The sequence below is a fragment of the Acetobacterium bakii genome (assembly GCF_001263355.1).
In the GTDB taxonomy this organism is placed as follows: Bacteria; Bacillota; Clostridia; order Eubacteriales; family Eubacteriaceae; genus Acetobacterium; species Acetobacterium bakii.
Window position 1 is genome coordinate 1 of record NZ_LGYO01000069.1, and the last position, 21975, is coordinate 21975.

Here is a 21975-nt window from a genome sequence, read left to right on the forward strand (position 1 = left end):
GTTGTGAAAACTGACATCAAAGCAACAATTGTTCGATTCTTTTGAGTTTCGCAATTACCTAATCTAATTGTTATCAATAATACCGTTATTGTGTTTCTCTAAAATATCCCGTCTGACGCTCTGGACCTTGCCATCGATAAAATATACCCGGGGAACCCGTTTGTTCACCATACAGGTAATTTCGTAATTAATGGTTCCCAGTGCCTCGGCTAAAAGGTCGGCTGAAAGGTTTTCCCCAAAAATCTCGACTTCATCATAGAGGTTCACCACTTTGATTTCGGTAAGGTCTACCATGCACTGATCCATGCAGATATTTCCAACCACCGGGGCCATCTGGCCTTTAATCCAGACGTTGGCCTTACCGGTGAGCATGCGGGTGAAACCATCCCCATAACCAATGGGAATGGTGCCAATCAGTCGATCCTCCTCAGCCACAAAATGATTGCCGTAGCTTACGGAATCCCCTCGATGAATGATTTTCAAATGCACGATTGTTGATTTCAATGTCATTACCGGTTTTAAGTCAATTTTTGAGCGATCCACTTCCATTGATGGGTACAATCCATAAAGAATAATCCCCGGGCGCACCATATCAAAGTGGACCCCTTCCAAGTCAAAAATGCCGGCACTGTTGGCAATGTGTTTTATGGGAATATGAATATCTTTTTCCACCAGTTCGGCAATCACCTTTTTAAAACGATCAATCTGTATCATACTGTAGGTTTTATCAAAGGCATCAGCCGTTGAAAAATGGCTGTAAAGCCCCTGAACTTCGATGCCTTGAAGAGCAGTCATGACTTCGATTTTTTTTGCTGCCTGGGTCCAGTCGAATCCGATCCGACCCATGCCCGTATCCACTTTCACATGAACCGGGTGGGTGATACCGGCTTCCTGACAGTACTCAGATAAAGCTTTTGCAAAGTCCATTTGGTAAACCCCGGGTATCACATCCCAGCGGATGAGCTCCGGAATCACCGCTTCAGGACTATAACCCAGAAGCAGGATTTCCTGGGTTATACCCCCCTGACGCAAGGCAATGGCTTCATCGATAAAGGCCACTGCCAGCATATCAGCACCAGCTTCGCAAAGCGTTTTGGCACATTCCACACTGCCATGTCCATAGGCATCCGCCTTGACCACCCCCAGAATCCTTACATCAGGCCCCACGATTGTACGGATTTCTTCATAATTATGCGTCAGGGCATCCAGATTTACTTCTGCCCAGGTCGATCGAATTGCCAAATCATCCATGTCAGGCTGCCCCGTGAACCATGCTTAACACCATGGCCACACCATTTTTAATGGAGTTTTCCAGATTTTTTTTATAATCTTCTTTGAGATTGCCATCGGCTTTATCGGATATGGAACGAATAATCAGATAGGGCACCTGATTAATATATGCTACCTGCCCAATGGCGGCCCCTTCCATTTCCACGCAAAGTCCCCCAAAATGAGCAAAGAGTTTTTCTTTAAGTTCGTGGGAGTCAACGCCTAAATCGGCGGTCATGACGCGGCCGATGCGATAGGTCGCATTGAGTTCAATGGCGGCCTTTTCGGCCAGCTCAATCAGCGTTTTGTCGGCCTTGAAAAAAGTAATATCCATATTGGGAATTTCCCCCCATGGGTGGCCGAATGCTCGGGCATCCATATCATACTGACAGCTGTCCGCAGAGATGACAATATCTCCGACATCGAGGTCCGGATGCACCGCCCCGGCTACCCCGACATTGATAATGCTTTTTGCTTTAAACAGATCGATGAGAATCTGGGTGCATATGGCAGCATTGACTTTGCCAATACCGGACTGCACCACAACCGCTTCCTTATGGTGAATTTTTCCTTTTATGAAGGTCATTCCGCCATGATGGATTTTAATGGTATCCGTCATTGAGGATTTAATATCTCTGGCCTCGTTTTCCATAGCTGCAATAATACCAATCATTTTGTTAGTTCTCCTTTCACAACACTCACCACTGCGTTGGCTGCAATTCCCAGCTGACCGCCGGTAAAACCAAGGCCTTCTTCGGTGGTTGCTTTAACACTGACGCAATGCTTTGCCAAATTCAGGGTTTGTTCAATGTTTTCCACCATGGCTTCGATGTAAGGGGCAAGTTTTGGTTCCTGAGCAATAATGGTTGCATCAATATTATTGATTATATAGTTCTTTTCATTCACCAAATCGCCAACTTTTTTTAAAAGCAGCAGACTGTCAATATTTTCATAAGCCTTTTCGGTATCGGGGAAGTGTTTTCCAATATCTCCCAATGCCAAGGCACCTAAAAGAGCATCCATGATCGCATGAATCAACACATCTGCATCTGAATGGCCCAAAAGGCCAAGGGGGTGTTTTATTTTTACACCGCCTAAAATGAGTGGTCGATCCAAAACTAAACGATGGACATCATAACCCATGCCGATTCGTATCATCTTACTCCTTCCATCCACTTTTTAAGTAGATTTAATCATATTTTGACTTGATTGTACAGTTTTTTCCCATTGTACAGGTTTGCATTTTCAATATTTGATGACTTTACCACATGCCAAAGTCATCTGGAATATCCATTTTTATAGATAACCGTATTTTTCTTGCCAGTTATCAGACTCGGTGTTTATTGTTTTGATTTATCTGTGTATTCTTTATAAACCCGATAGGGTTTAGAAAGAACCCGGGTAGGCAGGGATTTTAAAAAACCGCTGAGATCCGCTTCCATTTCTTCTGTCATTCGGATAGGTTTCGATAAAACCCGTTTTGCAAATTCTTCTTTAAAATGTTTATTTACAAATTCCTGATTAATCTCAACCGTTATCCGGCAAGTGTGACAGGTGATCTTTGAAATCCGGTCCTCTTTATATTCGATTTCATGGGGAGTATCTTTTTCGCAATTGACGCAAAATAAATAGGCTTCCATTCGATTTTTTGACACGGTCTTCCCTCCTTGTATCATGGTTCTTTGAAAAATTATATCATAAAAACAAATGCCATAAGAAAAAAACTTCATCAAACCAATATTCTTAAATCCGAATTTAAGAATTTGGTTTAGTGAAGTTTTTTTCTTATTTATATCTCTTTGTGTTCATTTAATGCTTCTGTTTCAAGTTTCTGGCTGGCTATTTTTAATAAATCCCGAACCACTTCTCCGGCGATGAGCAGCCCGGCAACCGATGGCACGAAGGCAATGCTTCCCGGTGGATTATCCCTTGTGATCGGTTCTTCTGTGGAATAGAGAACCTTCAGCGATTCCACCCCCCGGGCACGGAGCTCTTTGCGCATGACCTTTGCCAGCGGACATATGCTGGTATTATAAATATCGGTAATTTCAAAAAGTCCCGCATCCATTTTATTGCCAGTTCCCATGCAGCTAATAATCGGAACATTGTTTTCCTGGCATTTAATAGCTAGATCAATTTTTGCTGTAATCATATCAACGGCATCAATGGCATAATCATAATCCGCCAGATGAAACTCCTGGGAATTTTCCAAGGTGTAGCATTTATGCATAGGATGAACAATAGCCAATGGGTTAATGGCAAGCAATCGTCGTGACATGGTATATACTTTTACTTTGCCAATGGTTTTGACGTTGGCCATAATCTGGCGATTGAGATTCGATGGCTCAATAATATCCCTATCCACGATAGTCAGGAAACCAACCCCGCTTCGGATCAAGGCTTCAGCCACAAAGGATCCCACTCCGCCAACACCAAAAAGAATCACCCGGGAACCTTGCAGCACCTCAAGTCCACTTTTTCCAATCAATTTCTCGGTTCGATGAAAAATTCCGGTTTCGGTTTGCATTGGCTACATCCTCTCCGGAGCCGAGACGCCCAGGATACCCAAACTGTTTTGGATCACTTGTTGGGTTCCCTCAATCAATGCTACTCGGGCCTTCATTAGAATAGGATCTTCAATACGGACGTGGCAGGCATTGTAAAAACTATGAAAGGCCGAAGCCAGTTCAATAGTGTATCGGGTAATCCGGCTTGGATCCAGACGTTCTTCGGCAATTAAAATTTCATTGGGAAACAGAGACAGGGTTTCCAGCAGATGAAATTCCTCTTTCTCTGTTAGCCGGGTATAATCCAGCGGTACTGTTTTGTCTACTTCTTCTTCCATTTGGCGAATGATGCTGCAAATCCGAGCATGGGCATACTGCACGTAGAATACCGGATTATCGCTGGATTCTTCAATAGCCAGATCCAGATCAAAATCAAAATGACTGTCTGGCGATCTTAGATTGAAGAAGAACCGTGTGGCGTCCACACCAACCTCATCAATTAAATCAGTCAGAGCAATGGCTTTTCCCTGACGCTTGGACATCCGGGCAACTTCGCCGTTTCTTAACAGTCTTACCAACTGCATGATCACCACATCGAACTGCCCCGCATTAACGCCAACCGCTGTGAGTGCACCTTTTAAGCGTGCCACATGGCCGTGATGATCCGCGCCCCAAACATTGATGCAGCGGTCAAATTTCCGATTAAGAAACTTATCCATGTGATAGGCAATATCCGCCATGAAGTAGGTAGGTATTCCATTGGCACGAATGAGCACATCATCCTTATCGGATCCAAAGGAAGTCGCTTTAAACCACACTGCACCATCTTCCTCAAAGGCATAGCCGCCTTTTTTTAATAATTCAAGAGTGGATTCAATGGCACCGCTGTCATAGAGGCTTTGTTCAGAAAACCATACGTCATAGTAGATACCATAGGTTTCAAGGTCTTTTTTAATTTGGGTCAGATTCTTCTCCAGGGCATACTCAACCAGGATTTTCTTTCGGGCATCGGATTCCAACGTCAGATACTGATCCCCCTTGAGCCCAATAAAATCTTTCATATGCTCGGTGATATCATCCCCCTGGTAGCCGTCTTTGGGAAAATCAACGGTTTCTCCCAAAAGCTGTCGATACCGGACATCCAGAGAATCTCCAAATTTAACAATCTGATTCCCGGCGTCATTAATATAAAATTCCCGGGTGACCTCATAACCGGTCCAGCCCGCAACCGCCGCCAAGATATCGCCAATGGCGCCGCCCCGGGCATTCCCCATATGCATGGGACCGGTGGGATTTGCGGAAATGAATTCCATATTAAAAGTTTTGCCTTTATTTTTATCACTACGGCCATAGTTTTCCTTTAACACCGCGATATCTTTCAGTGCTGAATATTGCCAGGTCTTTTTTAATTTAAAATTAATGAATCCCGGTCCCGCAATTTCGATGGCATCGATATACGAGCCCTCGGTCTCCATATATCCCACCAGGGTTTCGGCAATAAAACGCGGGGATTTTTTTGTCTGCCTGGGCAGTTGCATGGCCACATTGGTTGAATATTCACCATGTTCTTTTTCCCGGGGCATTTCCAAAAAAAGGTCCGGCATGGTTTCAATTGAAAGCACACCCTCCTCCACGGATTTATTCAAGGCATTTGCCATGATTTCTTTAATCTGCTCTTCTATTTTTTCACGAATATACATCTATTAACCCTTTCATTATTCTTTTTTGAGATTCTCCAAATAAGTCAGAGGAGAAGCACCCGTGGCGCTTCTCCTCTGACGGTGTGACCCCCCAGTAATTATTGGGAGATCTTAATATTCAGGACATTTTGAGAATTGGTAATACCCTCAATTTCAATATTATAATCGATCATCACCTTTGTAGGTTCTTTGCGTTCATTATATTTAACTAATACATCCTTGGTCAAAATTCCCATGGTCACATCCCCATAAGGTGTGGAATACCATGTGAGATTCCGCTTGCCACTTTCAAATTCCATAATGGAATTGGTTGTTCCCAGTCGAATAACTGATACTTTCTGCTCATCAACGCGGACGGTAGTGACGGTTCCTTCCATACCCGATACCTCGGATTCTTCATAGGTTACACAAGACCCATCAGATTCTTTATATAAGTCTCCTTCGGTGAGAAACTCAAGGGTATCCTTATCTTCTTCGTTTTTAACGGTTCCTGAAATGGATAACCATACTTTTTTTCTTTCTTCGGTCATTGGTCTCCTCCTGGAGGTATATTTTCTGAGCTTATTAAACCATTGATTGGCTTTTTTATCAAGATAATTAATATTTTCTCTTAAATTTTTATAAGGATAAAGTAACGCGTTTCCGATTGGCCGATGCAATAATTTTATCAACCAGTTCGGAATAGTTAATCCCTGTGGCTTCCCACATTTTTGGATACATGCTGATATTGGTAAAGCCCGGCAGGGTATTCACTTCATTAATGAGAATACTGCCATCCTCGGTAAGGAAAAAGTCCACCCGGGAAAGCCCGGATCCTTCAATGGCTTCAAAAGCCATTACGGCATATTCTCTGATTTTTTTCATAGCTTCCTCAGAAATATCCGCAGGAATCACCACCTTTGAGTCCTCAGTGTCCGAATATTTAGCCTCATAATCATAAAATTCTTTTGAAGGAATGACTTCTCCGGCTATGGATGCCCGCAGCACGCCGCCATCATCAAGAACCGCACATTCGATCTCTCTTCCTTTAACAAAGGCTTCGAGAATTATTTTTTGGTCATAAATTAATGCTTCCTCAACCGCCTCAATGAGTTCGTCGCGATCATGGGCCTTGTTAATGCCAACGCTGGAACCCATATTGGCTGGCTTCACAAAAATGGGATAACTGAGGATTTTTTCCATGCCATCAAGGGTACCAACCGGATCTTTTTTCCAATCATTTTCACGGAAATAAGCATAATTCCCGGTCGGAATCCCAACACTTTGAAACATAACCTTTGAAAAAACCTTATCCATACCAACCGCAGAGCTCAAAACACCGCAGCCCACATAGGGCTTGTTCAACATTTCAAAAACGCCCTGGATGGTACCATCTTCGCCCATTGGCCCATGAAGCACCGGGAAAAATATATCAATATTCGTAATCACAGGATCTGAAAAAATGGAAAAATCACCAATCAGATTTTTTGTATCCTGTTCCCATGAACCATCCTTGATTTTTATATGCTCTCCTGAATAGAGATACCACTTGCCTTTTTTTGTAATGCCAATGGTTATGACATTATATTTCTCTTGATTTATAACCCCTAATACATTATAAGCGGAAACACGGGAGACTTCATGTTCTCCCGATTGTCCACCAAATACAATGCCTATATTGAGTTTGTTTCCCATTTGCTTAACCTCACTTTTCTTTTCACTCAGCATGCTTGAATTTTTAGTTAAGACACTCTCTGAACTCTTCTTCAGTAATAACCCGAATGCCATTTTCTTTTAACAAGGCTGCGGTAATACCATCACCGTCAACCAATTTTTCTGTGAAACTGCCATCATAGATTTTGCCGCAACCGCAAGAAGGACTATTGCTTTTTAAAATAGCAATTTTTGCACCGGTTCTCAGAGCGACCCCTAGCGTTCGCTCTGCTCCAAGCTGATACGTTTCGGTCAGATCAATTTTTTCGCAATTAAAGACTTTTGTCTCACCATCAACCACCATTATTTCCGCAGGATCTCTTGGCGTTGGCAAGCCTGCTAAAACTTCCGGACAAACAGCAATGGCTATTCCATCAAGCATCAACTGCCTGATTTCATCAATGAGATTTCCTTTTTCCTGATAATTAATCAGCATTCCCGCTAAACAGCCTGACACTAAAATTGGTTTTTTATTATTGATGGCATTCTTTAAAACATTAAAATCTTTTTCATTCATTTCTCTTCTCCTCTTTTTTTGTCTTCTTTTTCATGGTTTAAACTATCCTCCCGATAAATCCAGGCGCCCCGCTTAAATACCATTTTATAAACCATATCCTTAAGTACAATTTCACCGATTTTTATCACTGAATTTGGTGCAATGGTTACCCGATGGAAAATCTTTGCACCCATTCCGATTTTTGTTTTTTCACCAATGGTTACCCCGGTGCCCAGAATCACCCCGGGTTCTATGACTGAGCCGTTTTTTACAACCGTTTTTTCTTCGATAATAACACCGGTGCCGATGATACAATCCTCTTCCAGAATAACTCCCGGTCCGATGATCGCACCTGCGCCTATGATTGTACCACTTCCGATGCTACAATCATCAGAAATAATTGCACTTTTATGGATAATTGTCTTTGTGTCGCGATTGATAATCATCATACTTCCTACTTTTTTCGTATTCTGAGGCCCTTGGGATAATGGTTCTTAATCATCCCTTCACTGGCTTTGCCAAAGCCCAAAGAATTTCCCTGATATCCAATTAATACCCAACCCTTTTGGGTTCCAACATTTAAAGCCTGGCCTTTTAAATAATTGTAGGCCTGCACCTCATCTTTTAAGTCGCAAACGTTTTTGGCTTCTGACAGCCTAAGAGCCATGGCCAAGGCATAGCTGGGTTCAAAACGATTTTTCTTAAACTCGCCAAGATGAAGGCCAGGTCTTAAAAGTTTAAGGTTGGCAATGGTTTCCAGTAAAATACCCTCAGGCAAAGCATACAGATGGTCCCCCAATAAATAAAGCCGGTTTCCAAGGTTTTTGTAAAAACCCTCGGTTAAAAACAGTTTTGCAAAGCTTTCATAATCTCCGAGGTCTGTTTTTGTGGCTTTTTTTAAGCGGGATTTGGCATATCCCTGTGTCGCCGTATTTTCCTCGGTACAGCTACCGATTTTAACCAGTTTTACGATGAAATGGCCTTCGCCTTTAACCTTCATGGGCATGATACGAAGGGCTTTCGCAATGTCCGGCATCCCTTTTTTCGTCCATTCCGTCCGGCCATGATCCTCAAGACCCGGGAGGTCAACGCTTTCCAGGGCATAGGAATATTTACTGACAAAGGCTTCAATAATCTGCTCATTCTCTTCCGGTGAAAAGGTACAGGTTGAATAAACCAAAACACCTCCGGGTTTCAAAAGGCGATGGGCACTTTCCAGTATTTTTTCCTGTTTTCCGACACAGCGATCGACCCGTTCCAGGCTCCAGTCTGAAAGTGCTCCCGGATCTTTTCTAAACATGCCTTCTCCTGAACAGGGGGCATCCACTAAAATTTTGTCGAAACTTTCGTAAAAAGAATCCACCAGCCGTTCGGGAAACTCGTTGGTGATGATCGCATTGGCAATCCCCATCCGTTCAATGTTTGTTGACAATACCCCGGCTCTGGAATTTACCAGCTCATTGGCAACCAGGAGTCCCTGTCCCTGGAGCTTTGAGGCAATCTGGGTGGATTTCCCGCCTGGGGCCGCACACAGATCCAAAACCCAGTCCCCTGGCTCTGGCGCAAGTGCTTCAACCGCCGCCATGGCGGTGGGTTCCTGGACATAGTATAGCCCACAATAGTAATAAGGATTCTTTCCCGGTCGAACCTCGCTGTCGATATAAAAGCCTTCATTGCACCAGGTCACCCCCTGGGTTTCAAAAGGGAGCTTTTTAGATAATTCCTGAGGTGAAAGCTTCAGTGTATTGGTTCTTATTCCCTTGCTTTCAGGTTGTTCATAGGAATCAAACAGACCGTCACTTTCCTCTTTCATGAGCCGTCTCATTTTATCTTTAAAGTCCTGAGGTAAATTCATTTTCGTTCCTCATCTCTCGATCCATCCCCAACGCTATGTTAAAAACAGTTTATTTTTTATTAAATCCAAGCCATACTTGTTTCATTATACGTAAAGCCTTTGCTAATTACAATAAAATTGTTAAAAACATCGCTTTGAATGTATTATCTTTGTAAAATAAAAAAATCTGTCCTTTTCAGACAGACTTTTAAACTGTAACCAAGCAGAAAAGTAAGTCTCGGGGACAATCGTAACATCAGCTGTCGGCACCATGGCAAACAGGCCCAGCCCGTACGGTCATGCAGCTAACAACAATTTATCATTGTCTCCGGGACGGGTTTGCCTCCAGTTTCAAGTGACGGTAAAATACAAAAGCAAGTCCCGGGGACAATCGTAACATCAGTTGTCGGCATCATGGCGAACAGGCCCAGCCTGTACGATCATGCAGCCGACAACGATTTACCATTGTCCCCGGGACGAGTTCATCACCAAACTTGAAGGCGATCCTTTTCTTCGGGCTAAACCAACTAAAATATTAATGGTATTAAAATGAATTCATTACTTTTTTGGTTTTGCGAAGATCATCCGTCCGGCGGCGGTTTGGAGAATACTGGTAACCAGAACCATTGTTGTTGTTCCGATGTACTTTTTACCATTTTCAACCACAATCATGGTGCCGTCATCCAGATAGGCCACTGCCTGACCATTTTCTTTTCCGCCTTTGATCAGCAGAACTTTCATTTCCTCACCGGGCAGAACCACCGGCTTCACGGCATTGGCCAACTCGTTGATGTTGAGCACATCGACGCCCTGGACCGTTGCAACCTTGTTCAGGTTATAATCATTTGTGAGAATTTTACCCTTTGTCAGTTTTCCGAGTTTAACCAGTTTAGCATCGACTTCATGGGTATCCGCAAAGTCTTCCTCGGTAATTTGAACTTCAATCTCCAGATCCGTTTGAATTTTGTTGAGGATGTCCAAACCACGGCGGCCGCGGTTTCGTTTCAGTTCATCCGATGAATCGGATATAAGCTGCAGCTCCTGAAGAACAAAAACGGGAATCACCAGAGGACCTTCAATAAAACCGGTTTTGCAAATATCAAATATGCGCCCATCAATAATGACACTGGTATCCAGTAATTTAGGAATGGCCACAATTTTTTTCTTGGTTGTCCGTTTTTGATTTGCCAGGGCATTTACATCCTTATCCCGTTTGCTGTTCTGAAAAGCTGTGAGAATGTCTTCCCGTTTTTTGATGGGCAGGGTAAAACCGATGTAACCGAGGACAACATAAACAATCATGGTAAGAATTCCGCCGACCCAGGGAAATGGAATCTGATAGAAAGCAAAACTTACCAACATTGCGATGACCAGACCAATGACCAGACCACCAACACCCAGACCCACATCAATGAGCCGAACATTTTCCATACTGGTTTCAACAATTTTAGATAGCCTTTTAACGCCGTTGAGCATCACTGGAAATAGAATAAAAAATATGAGTCCAAAGAGAATCATAAGAACCACGTAAACGATTAATTCGTATTCAGAAACAAATTTAAAATTAAGCGATTCCTGAATCCAGGTATTTGAAACAACCACACTTGCAGCCGCAATTCCCAGAAGAATCCCAATGAGAGCAAAGAAAAACCGAAGTATCTTTTGTATCATTTAATTTCACCTCCTTTCCTAGCATTTAAAATTAATTATAGCAATTAATTCTTAAAATTGCACGACAAAAAAAAAGACGTGAAATTCACGCCTCGCTGCATACCGAACTATTAATTAATTCCAATATTTCTTCTTTTTCACCTTTTTTAATCAGGACCATTTCACTGATAATAAAATTTCGGGCATTATTCAGCATTTTCTTTTCACCGGTGGAAAGTCCTTTTAATCGATCCAAAAGGATGAGGTTTTTAACAACCCGGGCCACTTCAAATATATCGCCGGTTTTTAATTTTTCGAGATGTTCCCGATAACGTCGATTCCAGTTTTTTTCCATGACATCCATGGGTAATTTTAATGTCTCGATCATCTCATTTATGACTTCCTGGGTGACGATGTTTCGAACACCAATTTCATCAACTTTATCAACGGGAATTAAAATCTGCAAACCCTCTGAAACAATTTGCATTATATAATAGGGTTTTCGTTCCTCAAATATTTCTCGTTCTTCAATTGCTTCAATGATACCTGCGCCATGCATTGGATATACTATTTTATCACCAATTTTATACATTTATACCACTCCTATCGTCGCTTCCTACTACCATTATAACACAGATAAAAAAGAATAAGCCTATTATTCTATAAAAAACTTATTCCTGTGTCAATGTTTTTTTATATAATCATGGTTAAACCAATGCGTTTTCGCTTCAGATCAATGGAAAGAACTTTAACGGTCACCACATCTCCCAGCGAGACGGCTTCCGAAGGATGGCGAATAAAGCGGTCAGTAATTTGGGAAATATGGACCAGCCCATCCTGATGAACCCCGATGTCCACAAAGGCTCCAAAGTCAATGACATTCCTAACTGTGCCCACCAATTCCATATCAACTTCCAGATCTTCCATGGACAATACGTCGGATTTCAGGTGTGGTTTGGGCGCGTTTTCCCGGGGATCCCGGCCTGGTTTTTTCAATTCATTGAGAATATCATAAAGAGTCGGCACCCCAATGGAAAGTTCCACTGCCGTTTCCGGAACATTAAGATCATTAAAGAATCCCTGTTCCTGATTTCCCAGTTCGGCCTTGGAAATGCCCTTGATTTTTAGGAGCTTTTCCACGCTTTTGTAGGACTCGGGATGAACTCCGGTGTTGTCTAAAATATTATCCCCGTCATCAATCCGCAGGAATCCTGCACATTGTTCAAAAGCTTTGGCACCGAGACCTTTAACCTTCATGATTTCTTTTCGATTTTTGAATGAACCCTGGGTTGTCCGGTATTCCAGAATGTTTTTGGCAATGGTTTTATTGACTCCCGCCACATGCTTAAGCAGGGATACCGAGGCCCGGTTCACATTGACCCCGACATTGTTCACCGCATCTTCCACAGTGGCTTCCAAAACCCGTTCAAGTTCCTTTTGATTAACATCATGCTGGTACTGGCCCACGCCAATGTGTTTGGGATCGATTTTCACCAATTCAGATAACGGATCCTGGAGCCGGCCGCCAATGGAAATGGCTCCGCGAATGGAAACATTAAGGTCCGGGTATTCCTCGGTTCCCAATTCCGATGCTGAATAAACCGAGGCCCCGGCTTCATTCACCACAATGTATTGAACCGCAACCTTAGTTTTTTTAATGGCCTCGGCTACAAATTGTTCGGATTCCCGAGAAGCGGTGCCGTTGCCAATGGCGATAATATCAACCTGATGCCGTTCGATAAGATCAAGCAGAATTTTCTCAGCTTCCTTTGCCTGGCCTTTCCCCAAGGTTGGATAAATCGTGTTGGTATCCAACACCTTGCCCGCGGGGTCTAATATGGCAATTTTACAACCGGTTCTAAAAGCAGGATCAAACCCCATGGTTGTTTTTCCCTTAAACGGTGGCTGCAGCAGTAATTTTTTAAGATTAAGGGCGAACATTTTAATGGCACCCTCTTCGGCCCGTTCCTTAAGAGCCCCACGAATTTCCCGTTCAATGGCCGGGGCTATCAGACGTTTATAGCTATCCTCAATGGCAGCTGTTAAAAAGCCTGAGGGCGTCTGGGTAATTTCTTTTTTTAAATAGTCATCAATTTGATCTACCGGAGCCAGAATTTTCACCGACAGTGCCTTCTTTTTTTCACCGCGGTTTAAGGCTAAAATACGATGATCCTTAACGGCCTTAAGGGTTTCGGTATGGTCAAAGTACATTTCAAGCTCGGGATTCTCCTCTTCCATTCCTTTGACCACGGTGGATTTAATCTGACCCTTTTCCAGGGTCATTTTGCGAATGAGACTCCGGTGGGTGCCATTATCGGCGATGATTTCGGCAATAATATCCTGGGCATATTGAAGGGCTTCTTCCACCGAATTAACTTCCAATTCTTCGCTGAGATAATCCACTGCGGCTGCCGACAGACCGGCCTCATCGATTTGCTGCTCAAGAATAAGCTGAGCCAATGGTTCCAGGCCCTTTTGTCGGGCTACCGATGCCCGGGTTTTTTTCTTTTGTTTATAGGGCAGATAAAGATCCTCAACCTCCTGAAGAGTTGTTACCCGGCTAATGGCATTTTTTAACTCAGGCGTTAATTTCCCCTGTTCCTCGATGGTGCTGCATACTTCTTCCTTGCGTTTTTCAAGTTTTCTAAGGTAAGTCAGGCGAACATCCAGGTCCCTTAACAGGGCATCGCTTAAATTTCCGGTAATTTCCTTTCTATATCGGGCAATGAAAGGAATGGTATTCCCGCCATCAATGAGCGTAATGGTTTCTTCGACCTGTTGAGGCCGTATTTTAAATTCTTCTGCGAGTTGTTTTGCTAAATATTCCACTAAATGACTCCATTTCTTATTCTAATCTTATCTGGGTAAAGCCCAGGGTTTTAAATATTTCAGAGTATATCTTAACACCCTTTTCAATTTTAGACAATTTTTTATGAAAAATCTTAATTTCAATGCACCAGCATTTTTCCACATTTGGTCCGTGCTTCATTTGTAAAAAAACAGGGTTCGTGGTAAAATAGCTCACAATAAACGAAAAGGAGCACCATAATGGCGATAAAATTTATTGTGGATTCCATGTGTGAAACCAATAGCGAGATTCTCAGACGCTATGAATTTGATATCTTACCCATTCCCGTAACCCTTGATGATAAAACCTATTATGACGGAATAGATGTGACCCCCAAAATGATTATTGATTTTGTCACAAATAATAAACATACCTTCCCCAAAACTGCCCAAATACAGCCCCTATCCATCATCAGCACCTTTGAAAACCATCTTAAAAATGGCGATGATATCATTTATCTGGCATTTTCTTCAAAACTATCGGGTACCTATCAGACTGCCCGGCTGCTGGGCAAGGATTTACAGGAAAAATATCCGGATCGAAAAATCACCATCATTGATTCCCTTTCGGCTACCACCGGATCGACGCTGATTTTATATCAGGGTTTGAAGCTGAATAAGCTCAACCGTTCATATGAAGAGATTGTTGAAACCATGACCTTTTTATCTGGTCATGCCCAAATCTTTTTTCTGGTCGGGGATATTAAGTGGCTGGCCCAGGGCGGACGTGTCAGCCGCAATGCCGCCATGATTGGAGACATGCTAAAAATTGTTCCCATCCTTTATTTTAAGGACGGAGAAATCCAGGTTTATGAGAAAATCCGGGGCCAGAAAAAGGCCTTGAAAAAGCTTCTTGCCACCGTGGATGAAAAAATGGGCGGCAACCGCGAGCAAATCATTGGGTTTGTTCAAAGCACCGCACCGGAGCTTCAGGAAAAAGTCAAAAAATACATGCACAAGGAATTCAATATTACCAATTTCATGATTCCCGAAGGTGCCGGCGCCGCCCTTACGGTGCATATCGGCACCAATTGTCTGGGCATCATGTTTTTTGACGAACTGCCGGATAATTACGTCAACGTCTGTCCCTAAAAACATCTCTGAAACCCTAATTAAATGCCCGCTGCCGCTGTTATCAACATAACAGTGGCAGCGGGCATTTTTAAATTCTGAATTTAGCTGATTTCGTTCTAACCATTATTAGTCCTAGGCATACTGGCGGTTACCAGACCAATAATTTTACTCAGTGGCATAGTTTGGAGCCAAATCTTGCCCGGTCCCCGGAGCGTGGCCAGAAATAAGCCTTCCCCGCTTAGCAGGATATTTTTCATGCCCTTCACCGAGATGATATCAAAGGAAACCGATTCTTCAAAAATCCCGATATGGCCCTGTTCCACTTTAAGCAGTTCGCCCGGGGCTAAATCATATTCCATAATGGAGCCGTCCATTTCCAGGAAGACGGTTCCCGGTCCCGAAATTTTTTGGAGGATAAATCCTTCGCCCCCAAAAAAGCCCACCCCAATGTTTTTCTTGAAATACATGTCCACATCCAGGGAGGATTCTCCGGCCAGAAAGCTTTTTTTCTGGCAAATAATGGATTCTCCTTTGGCCAGAGTTACGGCCTTAATCTCCCCGGGAAAATCAGAACAGAAGGCAATGTGACTGTTGTTCTTTTCGGCGGTATACGTCGTCATAAAAAGCGAATCTCCGGTTAGGCTGCGCTTGAACCCTTTTAGCAGCCCACCCTTGGTATTGGTATCCATTTTAATACCATCGGTCATCCAGGACATTCCTCCGGATTCGGTGAAAACCGATTCTCCGGGTTCCATGGTCACCAACACCACCGGGAGATTTCCCCCCTTGATTTCATACTTCATTTTCTTCCTCCTGATTTGAACCTATTTTTTAGATTTAATGAGGTTAATGAGCCCACCGGCTAAAAGCATTTCTTTTTGACGCTCGGAAACTTCAAGAGCCATAACGTAGGTTAATCCCTTTGTTTTGTTAATCAGCTTGGCCTGACCGGCTTTAACGGCATCCAGGGCATTTTCAATAACCAGTTCATCACCTAATGAAATGGTGTCGTAATCCGCTTCATTTTCAAATACCAACGGTAGGATGCCATTGTTAATCAGATTATTTTTGTGAATTCGGGCAAAGGATTTAACCGCAACCCCTTTAATTCCCAAATAAACCGGTGCCAATGCGGCATGCTCACGGCTTGAGCCCTGGCCATAGTTTGATCCGCCGACAATAAAGCCGCCGGGATTATCCAGGGCCCGCTGTGGAAATTCGGGATCGCAAGGCGCCAGACAATAATTTGACAGATAAGGGATATTCGAACGGTAGGGTAATAGTTTGGCGTTGGAAGGCATAATATGATCCGTGGTGATGTTGTCTTCCACCACAATCAAAGCCTGACCGGCCACGATTTTTTCCAGTGGTTTGGTGGCTGGAAAAGGTTTGATGTTGGGTCCTTTAATAACTTCAACTTCAGTACCTTCAGGAGCCGGTGCCACCACCATGGTATCATTTAATAAAAACTTTTCCGGCATATTGATGACTGGAAGATTGACCTTACCCAAGGGGCTGGTTAATACCCCTTCAATGGCTGAAATCGCCGCTGTTTCCGGACTTAACAGGTAAACATCCGCAGAGGGTGTTCCCGAGCGTCCGAAAAAGTTTCGGTTAAAAGTTCTGAGCGAAACCGCATCAGTGGAAGGCGCCTGTCCCATACCAATACAGGGACCGCAGCCGCATTCTAAAACACGGGCACCGGCGTTTAATAAATCAGCCAGGGCACCATTTTCGGCCAGCATTGTGAGCACCTGTTTGGATCCCGGTGCAATAACAAAGGATACATTTTCGGGAACCGTTTTTCCGCGAACGATTTCGGCCACCTTCATAAGGTCCAACCAGGAAGAGTTGGTACAACTGCCAATGGCCACCTGGTTAATTGCCAGACCCTCAATTTCAGATACCTTAACCACCTTGTCAGGGCTGTGTGGACAGGCGGTGAGTGGTTCTAAAATATCCATATCAACTTTGACAATTTCGTCAAAAACCGCATCGGGATCGGCTGCCAGGGGTTTGTAATCTTCACCTCGGCCTTGGGCATCTAAAAACAGCTTGGTCATTTCATCGGATGGAAAAACCGAGGTGGTAGCGCCCAGTTCTGCGCCCATATTGGTAATGGTGGCACGTTCCGGAACGGTCAGGGTCTTAACCCCTGCTCCGGTGTATTCAAAAACTTTGTTAACTCCGCCTTTAACCGTACATTGCCGCAGGACTTCCAAAATAACATCTTTGGAAGAAACCCCGGATCGCAGTTTCCCGGTTAACTCAACCTTTACCACTTCGGGCATGGTGATATAATAGGGATCCCCAGCCATGGCAACCGCAACATCAAGTCCGCCGGCGCCAATGGCCAGCATGCCCAAACCGCCGCCGGTGGGAGTGTGGCTGTCGGAGCCTAACAGCGTGTCACCGGGAACACCGAATCGTTCAATTTGAACCTGATGACAGATGCCATTGCCCGGTCTTGAATAATAAACCCCATATTTTTTTGCAACACTTTGTATGTAAAGATGATCATCCATATTTTCAGGGCCTTCCTGAAGCATGTTATGATCAATATAAGCCAATGATTTTTTTGTTTTAACCCGGGGTACTTCCATGGCTTCAAACTGCAGATAGGCCATGGTGCCGGTGGAATCCTGGGTCAGGGTCTGATCGATTTTTATGCCGATTTCCTGGCCTTTCACCATTTCTCCTACCACAAGATGTGATTTAATAATTTTTTCGGTTAATGTGTATCCCATTCGATTCCTCTTTCTTTCTTTTAATAATAGATAATTGCGACACTGCGATGAGCTTCGCTGTCTGTTTCTATGAAACATTTTTTCCGCTTTACGTCGGACAGTTCTCCGAACTGTTCGCCTAGAACGCTACAACAATTGTTTATAGAAACAGACAGCAAAACAATTAAGTTATTTATTTAATTTATCAACTGCGATCTTAAAATAAATCAGTTTTACGCTGGTGCGAATTTTTCATAGCGTAATAATTATATCATTATTTTTATTATATTTCCATCTTTTTGCATTGACGCTTAGCGCTTCAGTTTTTTTTTAAATTATGCTATACTGTTATCCTAGAAGGCCAGACAAATTAAAGCGGATTTGGAGGATACCATGGTATTTATTAAAAACTTCACTCGGTTTCTTTTCACCGAAGGAAAAAAAAATAATATAATAAACCTCTCTGCTCAGATGTCTTATCAGGCACTCCTGGCTTTTATCCCTTTTATGATGCTGCTCTATAACTTTCTCAACTGGATTTCCAGTGAACTCAACGATAAATTTATGACCACCCTATCAAACTTTTTACCAGATTCAATCCTGGATTATTTTTACACTGCAGCTGAAAATACCATCAATACACCAATATCGACAGGCAGCAACTTGCTGATTGGTTTTTTTATTCTGACGGTGTCCATTTCGGCGATGTTCTCTCTACTTAATTCATTAAATCGCATTTTCGGGCAAAAAGAAACCCGTGGCATACCCGGACTCCTGGTCCAGGCCATCCTTTATTTATTTTTGTTTCTTGTCATGATTCTTTTCACCATTGTTTTCTATGCTTTTGGTGAAACTATTCTTCATTACCTCTTTAACCTATTGAATTTGTCCCAGGCTTTTACCGTATTTCTAACCGCATTCGGTATCTTATACGTTGGTGTTGTCACCACCCTGATTTTCACCCTGATCTACATGTTTGCGCCAAAACAGCGCCTGGATTTTTTCGAAGCTCTTCCCGGGGGACTCTTTGTGAGCATCGGGTGGATAGCTCTGCTTTTTATTTATAATCTCATCGCCAAACCATTCCTTAATCTCACCACCTTTTTTGATAATATTCAGGGACCTTTTTCCCTCTGTATTCTAATTTTCATGATTTGTTTTACCCTGGCGCTGGGTGGTGTCATCAATTTGTATACCATTACTAAAAAACAAAACGAAGGGATGACAACACAAAATGATTAAGCGATTACGTGATAATAAAATTATCAAACTCGGCTTTTTTCTAATGGATGATTTCGAAAAAACCGATTTCCAGGGGATCTGTGCCCAAATGGCTTTTTACCTGCTGATGGCTTTTTTCCCGTTACTCCTTTTTCTCATTTCCTTTGTGGGAAAATTTGTCAAAGAGTTTGATACCTACCTTGACCAAGTCTTAATGGCTTTTCTGCCTGAGCTTTCCTATGCCTATGTGTCTGAACTTTTAGCCTCGCTGACCAGCCAAATTTCAGATTCCAATTATTTTTTAATTCTGCTCACCTTTTTCTTTGCAACCCTGGCGGCAAGAGCAATCATGACTGGTTTGAATCAAACTTACGGAAGCCCGGAAACAAGAAGTCGCCTTAAAATTTGGACATTGTCTTTTTTATTCACCCTGCTATTTGCTTTAGCCATTCTGCTCATTGCTGTTGCCTATGTATTCAGCCTTGACATCGGTGAATTTATTTTCCAAATTTTCGGCATATCATCAGATAATTACCCCGCTTGGCGGCTTTTAGCCCTTGGGGTTTCCTGGCTTCTTTCTACCCTTCTCTTTACAATGGTTTATGTTATGGCAATCGCAAAGCGCCTGAGGTTCTTAGCTGCATTGCCTGGCGCAATATTTGCAACTTTTGGAATCAATGTTGCTTTTAGAATATTTGCATGGTTCATCAACAACTCCGATAATTACAGCCTCCTTTATGGCAATCTCGGCGGCCTCTTCGTACTGCTGGTTGGTATCTACTTTATTTGTGTGGTCCTTAATCTCGGCGGCAAGATAAATTTGTATTGGTCCCTCCGTAAAAATCCATGAACATTATTATGAAACCACCCTATTGTTACACTTTGCATCCAATTGTTAAAAAGATTTTACTTAATAAAAAAAGATATGCTTTCATTATTCTTGGGTTATGATAAAATGCTGTAATATAATGAAATGCTATGATTTACTGCCTTTTCATCAAAACAAATTCGAAAGGACTGATAGATTATGAAAGAAATATTCACTGCGTCAGGATCTCACGAAAACAGGCATTTCCAAAATTACTATTATTTTGGTGCCCAGATTAAACCAGAGGGTGTTATGTTTCGTGTTTGGGCACCCCATGCCCAGGGAATTTCGGTGGTCGGTGATTTCAATAATTGGGAAATTGATAAGCATCAAATGCACTCAATCAATGATATCCAAGGTGTTTGGGAACTGTTTATTCCCGGGCTGACCCAGGGTATGCTTTATAAATATGCGGTCCGCCAACAAAATGGTGCCGTCGCCTACAAAGCTGATCCCTATGCTTTTTACAGCGAAGTGAAGCCGAAAACAGCCTCAATAATCTGGGGACTCACGGACTATCCATGGCAGGATGAAACCTGGCTAAAAAAACGTAATTCCGTCAATTGGCTGGAAATGCCGATGAATATTTATGAAGCTCATTTAGGCAGTTGGAAGCGCAATGAAAATGGCGACTACCTCTCCTATCATGAACTGAGTGAACAGCTGGTTCCTTACCTAGTGGACATGCACTATACTCACATTGAGATTATGCCCATTATGGAACACCCCTTTGATGGTTCCTGGGGTTATCAGCTTACCGGATACTATGCGGCCACCAGCCGCTATGGCGACCCCCAGGGGCTGATGCATTTCATTGATACCTGTCACCGGGCCGGTATCGGCGTCATCCTGGATTGGGTTCCCGGTCACTTTTGCAAGGATGCTCACGGCCTGTATCAATTTGATGGAACCCCTCAATACGAATTCAGCGAACATCCCCAATGGGGTACCATGGAATTTGACTTTGGGAAACCCGAAGTATTGGATTTTTTAATTTCCAACGCCCATTTCTGGTTCGATCTCTATCATGTCGACGGTCTTCGCATTGATGGCGTCGCAAGTATGATCGAATTGAATCATGGTCTTGAGGGTGAACCTCACCATAATCGTAACGGCGGCACCGATCGCCTGGAAGCGCTGACCTTTCTGCGGGAATTGAATACCATCATCTTCAGGGATTATCCCTTTGCCATTATGTCTGCCGAAGACTCCACCTCTTACCCCATGGTCACCTGGCCGGTGGATAAAGGCGGTTTGGGCTTTAATCTGAAGTGGGACATGGGCTGGATGCACGACACCCTGGATTATATGGAAACAGACCCGTATTTCAGAAACCGATTCCACCATTTACTGACCTTTTCCATGGCCTATGCCTTTAACGAAAACTTCATACTCCCGCTTTCCCACGACGAAGTTGTCCACAGTAAAAAGACCATTGTTGACAAAATGTTCGGAGATTATGATATGAAATTTGACCAGTTCCGTCTTCTTTACGGTTACATGATGACCCACTCCGGGAAAAAGCTGACTTTCATGGGTAATGAGTTTGCGCCCTTTATGGAATGGCGGGTGGATGAATCCCTGGAATGGTTTATGCTGGAACATGAAAAACATGCCCAGATCCAGGGTTACATCAGGGATCTGAATAAGTTCTATCTCCGGGAAAAAGCCCTGTGGACCTACGACCACAGCTGGGCGGGGTTTAAGTGGCTGGAAGCCGATAACGCGGACCAGAGCATTCTTATTTTTAAACGCATGGCCGATGACGAAAAAGATGATCTTGTTGTGATTCTCAACTTTTGCCCGTTGAGCTACACCGATTATCGGGTGGGGGTTCCCAGCAACGGCACCTACCGCCTGGCTTTTAATTCAGATGAAACCAAGTATGGCGGAACCGACTATAAAATGAAAAAAACCATGAAAGCTCAGGCGGTTCCCCTCCACGGTGAAGACTACTCAGTATCCATAAATATTTCACCATCATCATTGATTGTCTTAAAGAGTGTGATTCCCCGAAAGACCGCGACCGCCAAAGAAACACCTGTTAAAAAATCCAAAAAATAAACAGAAAAGAACTGTGCCTTGAAAGGA

21 protein-coding genes are annotated in these 21975 nt (G+C 43.2%); 5 read left to right on the top strand and 16 right to left on the bottom strand.

The window, feature by feature from the left end; genetic code table 11:
* Positions 1–63 precede the first annotated feature (63 nt).
* The 11 genes from alr to AKG39_RS18465 form a co-directional block, all read right to left on the bottom strand.
* A complete protein-coding gene (gene alr, locus AKG39_RS18415) occupies positions 64–1251 on the bottom strand; it encodes an alanine racemase (protein ID WP_050741874.1) in 1188 nt (395 codons plus the stop codon).
* A 1-nt stretch (position 1252) separates the two neighbouring features.
* A complete protein-coding gene (locus AKG39_RS18420; RefSeq protein ID WP_050741875.1) occupies positions 1253–1942 on the bottom strand; it encodes a 5'-methylthioadenosine/adenosylhomocysteine nucleosidase in 690 nt (229 codons plus the stop codon).
* The gene (gene ispF, locus AKG39_RS18425) at positions 1939–2424 is read right to left on the bottom strand and encodes a 2-C-methyl-D-erythritol 2,4-cyclodiphosphate synthase (RefSeq protein ID WP_050741896.1); all 486 of its coding nucleotides are present in this window, start codon (positions 2422–2424) and stop codon (positions 1939–1941) included. The genes AKG39_RS18420 and ispF overlap by 4 nt, the downstream gene beginning before the upstream one ends.
* 185 nt (positions 2425–2609) lie before the next feature.
* On the bottom strand, positions 2610–2924 hold the full coding sequence (locus AKG39_RS18430) for a bh protein (protein WP_083439665.1): 315 nt from the start codon (positions 2922–2924) through the stop codon (positions 2610–2612).
* A 134-nt stretch (positions 2925–3058) separates the two neighbouring features.
* A complete protein-coding gene (locus AKG39_RS18435; RefSeq protein WP_050741876.1) occupies positions 3059–3796 on the bottom strand; it encodes a tRNA threonylcarbamoyladenosine dehydratase in 738 nt (245 codons plus the stop codon).
* Between the two features lie 3 nt (positions 3797–3799).
* Positions 3800–5476, bottom strand: a complete 1677-nt coding sequence (gene argS, locus AKG39_RS18440) for an arginine--tRNA ligase (RefSeq protein WP_050741877.1) — start codon at positions 5474–5476, stop codon at positions 3800–3802.
* A 98-nt stretch (positions 5477–5574) separates the two neighbouring features.
* On the bottom strand, positions 5575–6006 hold the full coding sequence (locus tag AKG39_RS18445) for a YwiB family protein (RefSeq protein WP_050741878.1): 432 nt from the start codon (positions 6004–6006) through the stop codon (positions 5575–5577).
* A gap of 88 nt (positions 6007–6094) precedes the next feature.
* Positions 6095–7150, bottom strand: coding sequence for a D-alanine--D-alanine ligase family protein (locus tag AKG39_RS18450; protein ID WP_050741898.1), 1056 nt, complete (start codon positions 7148–7150; stop codon positions 6095–6097).
* A gap of 43 nt (positions 7151–7193) precedes the next feature.
* Complete coding sequence (locus AKG39_RS18455) at positions 7194–7685, bottom strand: 2-thiouracil desulfurase family protein (protein ID WP_050741879.1); 492 nt, start codon at positions 7683–7685, stop codon at positions 7194–7196.
* Positions 7682–8110, bottom strand: a complete 429-nt coding sequence (locus AKG39_RS18460) for a DapH/DapD/GlmU-related protein (protein ID WP_050741880.1) — start codon at positions 8108–8110, stop codon at positions 7682–7684. The genes AKG39_RS18455 and AKG39_RS18460 overlap by 4 nt, the downstream gene beginning before the upstream one ends.
* A gap of 8 nt (positions 8111–8118) precedes the next feature.
* Positions 8119–9519 carry an RsmF rRNA methyltransferase first C-terminal domain-containing protein gene (locus tag AKG39_RS18465; protein ID WP_050741881.1) on the bottom strand — a complete coding sequence of 467 codons (1401 nt, stop codon included), beginning with the start codon at positions 9517–9519 and terminating at the stop codon, positions 8119–8121.
* A 382-nt stretch (positions 9520–9901) separates the two neighbouring features.
* On the opposite strand from AKG39_RS18465, the gene AKG39_RS20190 reads away from it, so the two are divergent.
* Positions 9902–10051, top strand: coding sequence for a hypothetical protein (locus AKG39_RS20190; protein WP_160316228.1), 150 nt, complete (start codon positions 9902–9904; stop codon positions 10049–10051).
* A 5-nt stretch (positions 10052–10056) separates the two neighbouring features.
* Here the strand turns inward: AKG39_RS20190 and AKG39_RS18470 are convergent, their stop codons facing one another.
* From AKG39_RS18470 to AKG39_RS18480, 3 genes are all read right to left on the bottom strand, one after another.
* Positions 10057–11169, bottom strand: coding sequence for a PIN/TRAM domain-containing protein (locus AKG39_RS18470; RefSeq protein WP_050741882.1), 1113 nt, complete (start codon positions 11167–11169; stop codon positions 10057–10059).
* Positions 11170–11254: 85 nt separating this feature from the next.
* Positions 11255–11740, bottom strand: coding sequence for a CarD family transcriptional regulator (locus AKG39_RS18475; protein ID WP_050741883.1), 486 nt, complete (start codon positions 11738–11740; stop codon positions 11255–11257).
* 101 nt (positions 11741–11841) lie between these two features.
* On the bottom strand, positions 11842–13977 hold the full coding sequence (locus AKG39_RS18480; protein WP_050741884.1) for a Tex family protein: 2136 nt from the start codon (positions 13975–13977) through the stop codon (positions 11842–11844).
* Between the two features lie 219 nt (positions 13978–14196).
* Here AKG39_RS18480 and AKG39_RS18485 point away from each other — a divergent pair, with 219 nt between their 5' ends.
* Positions 14197–15087 (top strand): DegV family protein, encoded by an 891-nt coding sequence (locus AKG39_RS18485; RefSeq protein ID WP_050741885.1) that lies wholly within the window; start codon positions 14197–14199, stop codon positions 15085–15087.
* A gap of 98 nt (positions 15088–15185) precedes the next feature.
* Here the strand turns inward: AKG39_RS18485 and AKG39_RS18490 are convergent, their stop codons facing one another.
* Together AKG39_RS18490 and AKG39_RS18495 are read right to left on the bottom strand one after the other, a co-directional pair.
* A complete protein-coding gene (locus tag AKG39_RS18490; RefSeq protein ID WP_050741886.1) occupies positions 15186–15872 on the bottom strand; it encodes a TIGR00266 family protein in 687 nt (228 codons plus the stop codon).
* Between the two features lie 21 nt (positions 15873–15893).
* Complete coding sequence (locus AKG39_RS18495; RefSeq protein ID WP_050741887.1) at positions 15894–17816, bottom strand: aconitate hydratase; 1923 nt, start codon at positions 17814–17816, stop codon at positions 15894–15896.
* Positions 17817–18188: 372 nt separating this feature from the next.
* Between AKG39_RS18495 and AKG39_RS18500 the strand changes: the two genes are divergently transcribed.
* From AKG39_RS18500 to glgB, 3 genes are all read left to right on the top strand, one after another.
* A complete protein-coding gene (locus AKG39_RS18500) occupies positions 18189–19037 on the top strand; it encodes a YihY/virulence factor BrkB family protein (protein WP_050741888.1) in 849 nt (282 codons plus the stop codon).
* Positions 19030–19866 (top strand): YihY/virulence factor BrkB family protein, encoded by an 837-nt coding sequence (locus AKG39_RS18505; RefSeq protein ID WP_050741889.1) that lies wholly within the window; start codon positions 19030–19032, stop codon positions 19864–19866. The genes AKG39_RS18500 and AKG39_RS18505 overlap by 8 nt, the downstream gene beginning before the upstream one ends.
* 177 nt (positions 19867–20043) lie before the next feature.
* The gene (gene glgB / locus AKG39_RS18510) at positions 20044–21948 is read left to right on the top strand and encodes a 1,4-alpha-glucan branching protein GlgB (RefSeq protein WP_050741890.1); all 1905 of its coding nucleotides are present in this window, start codon (positions 20044–20046) and stop codon (positions 21946–21948) included.
* Positions 21949–21975: the final 27 nt, after the last annotated feature.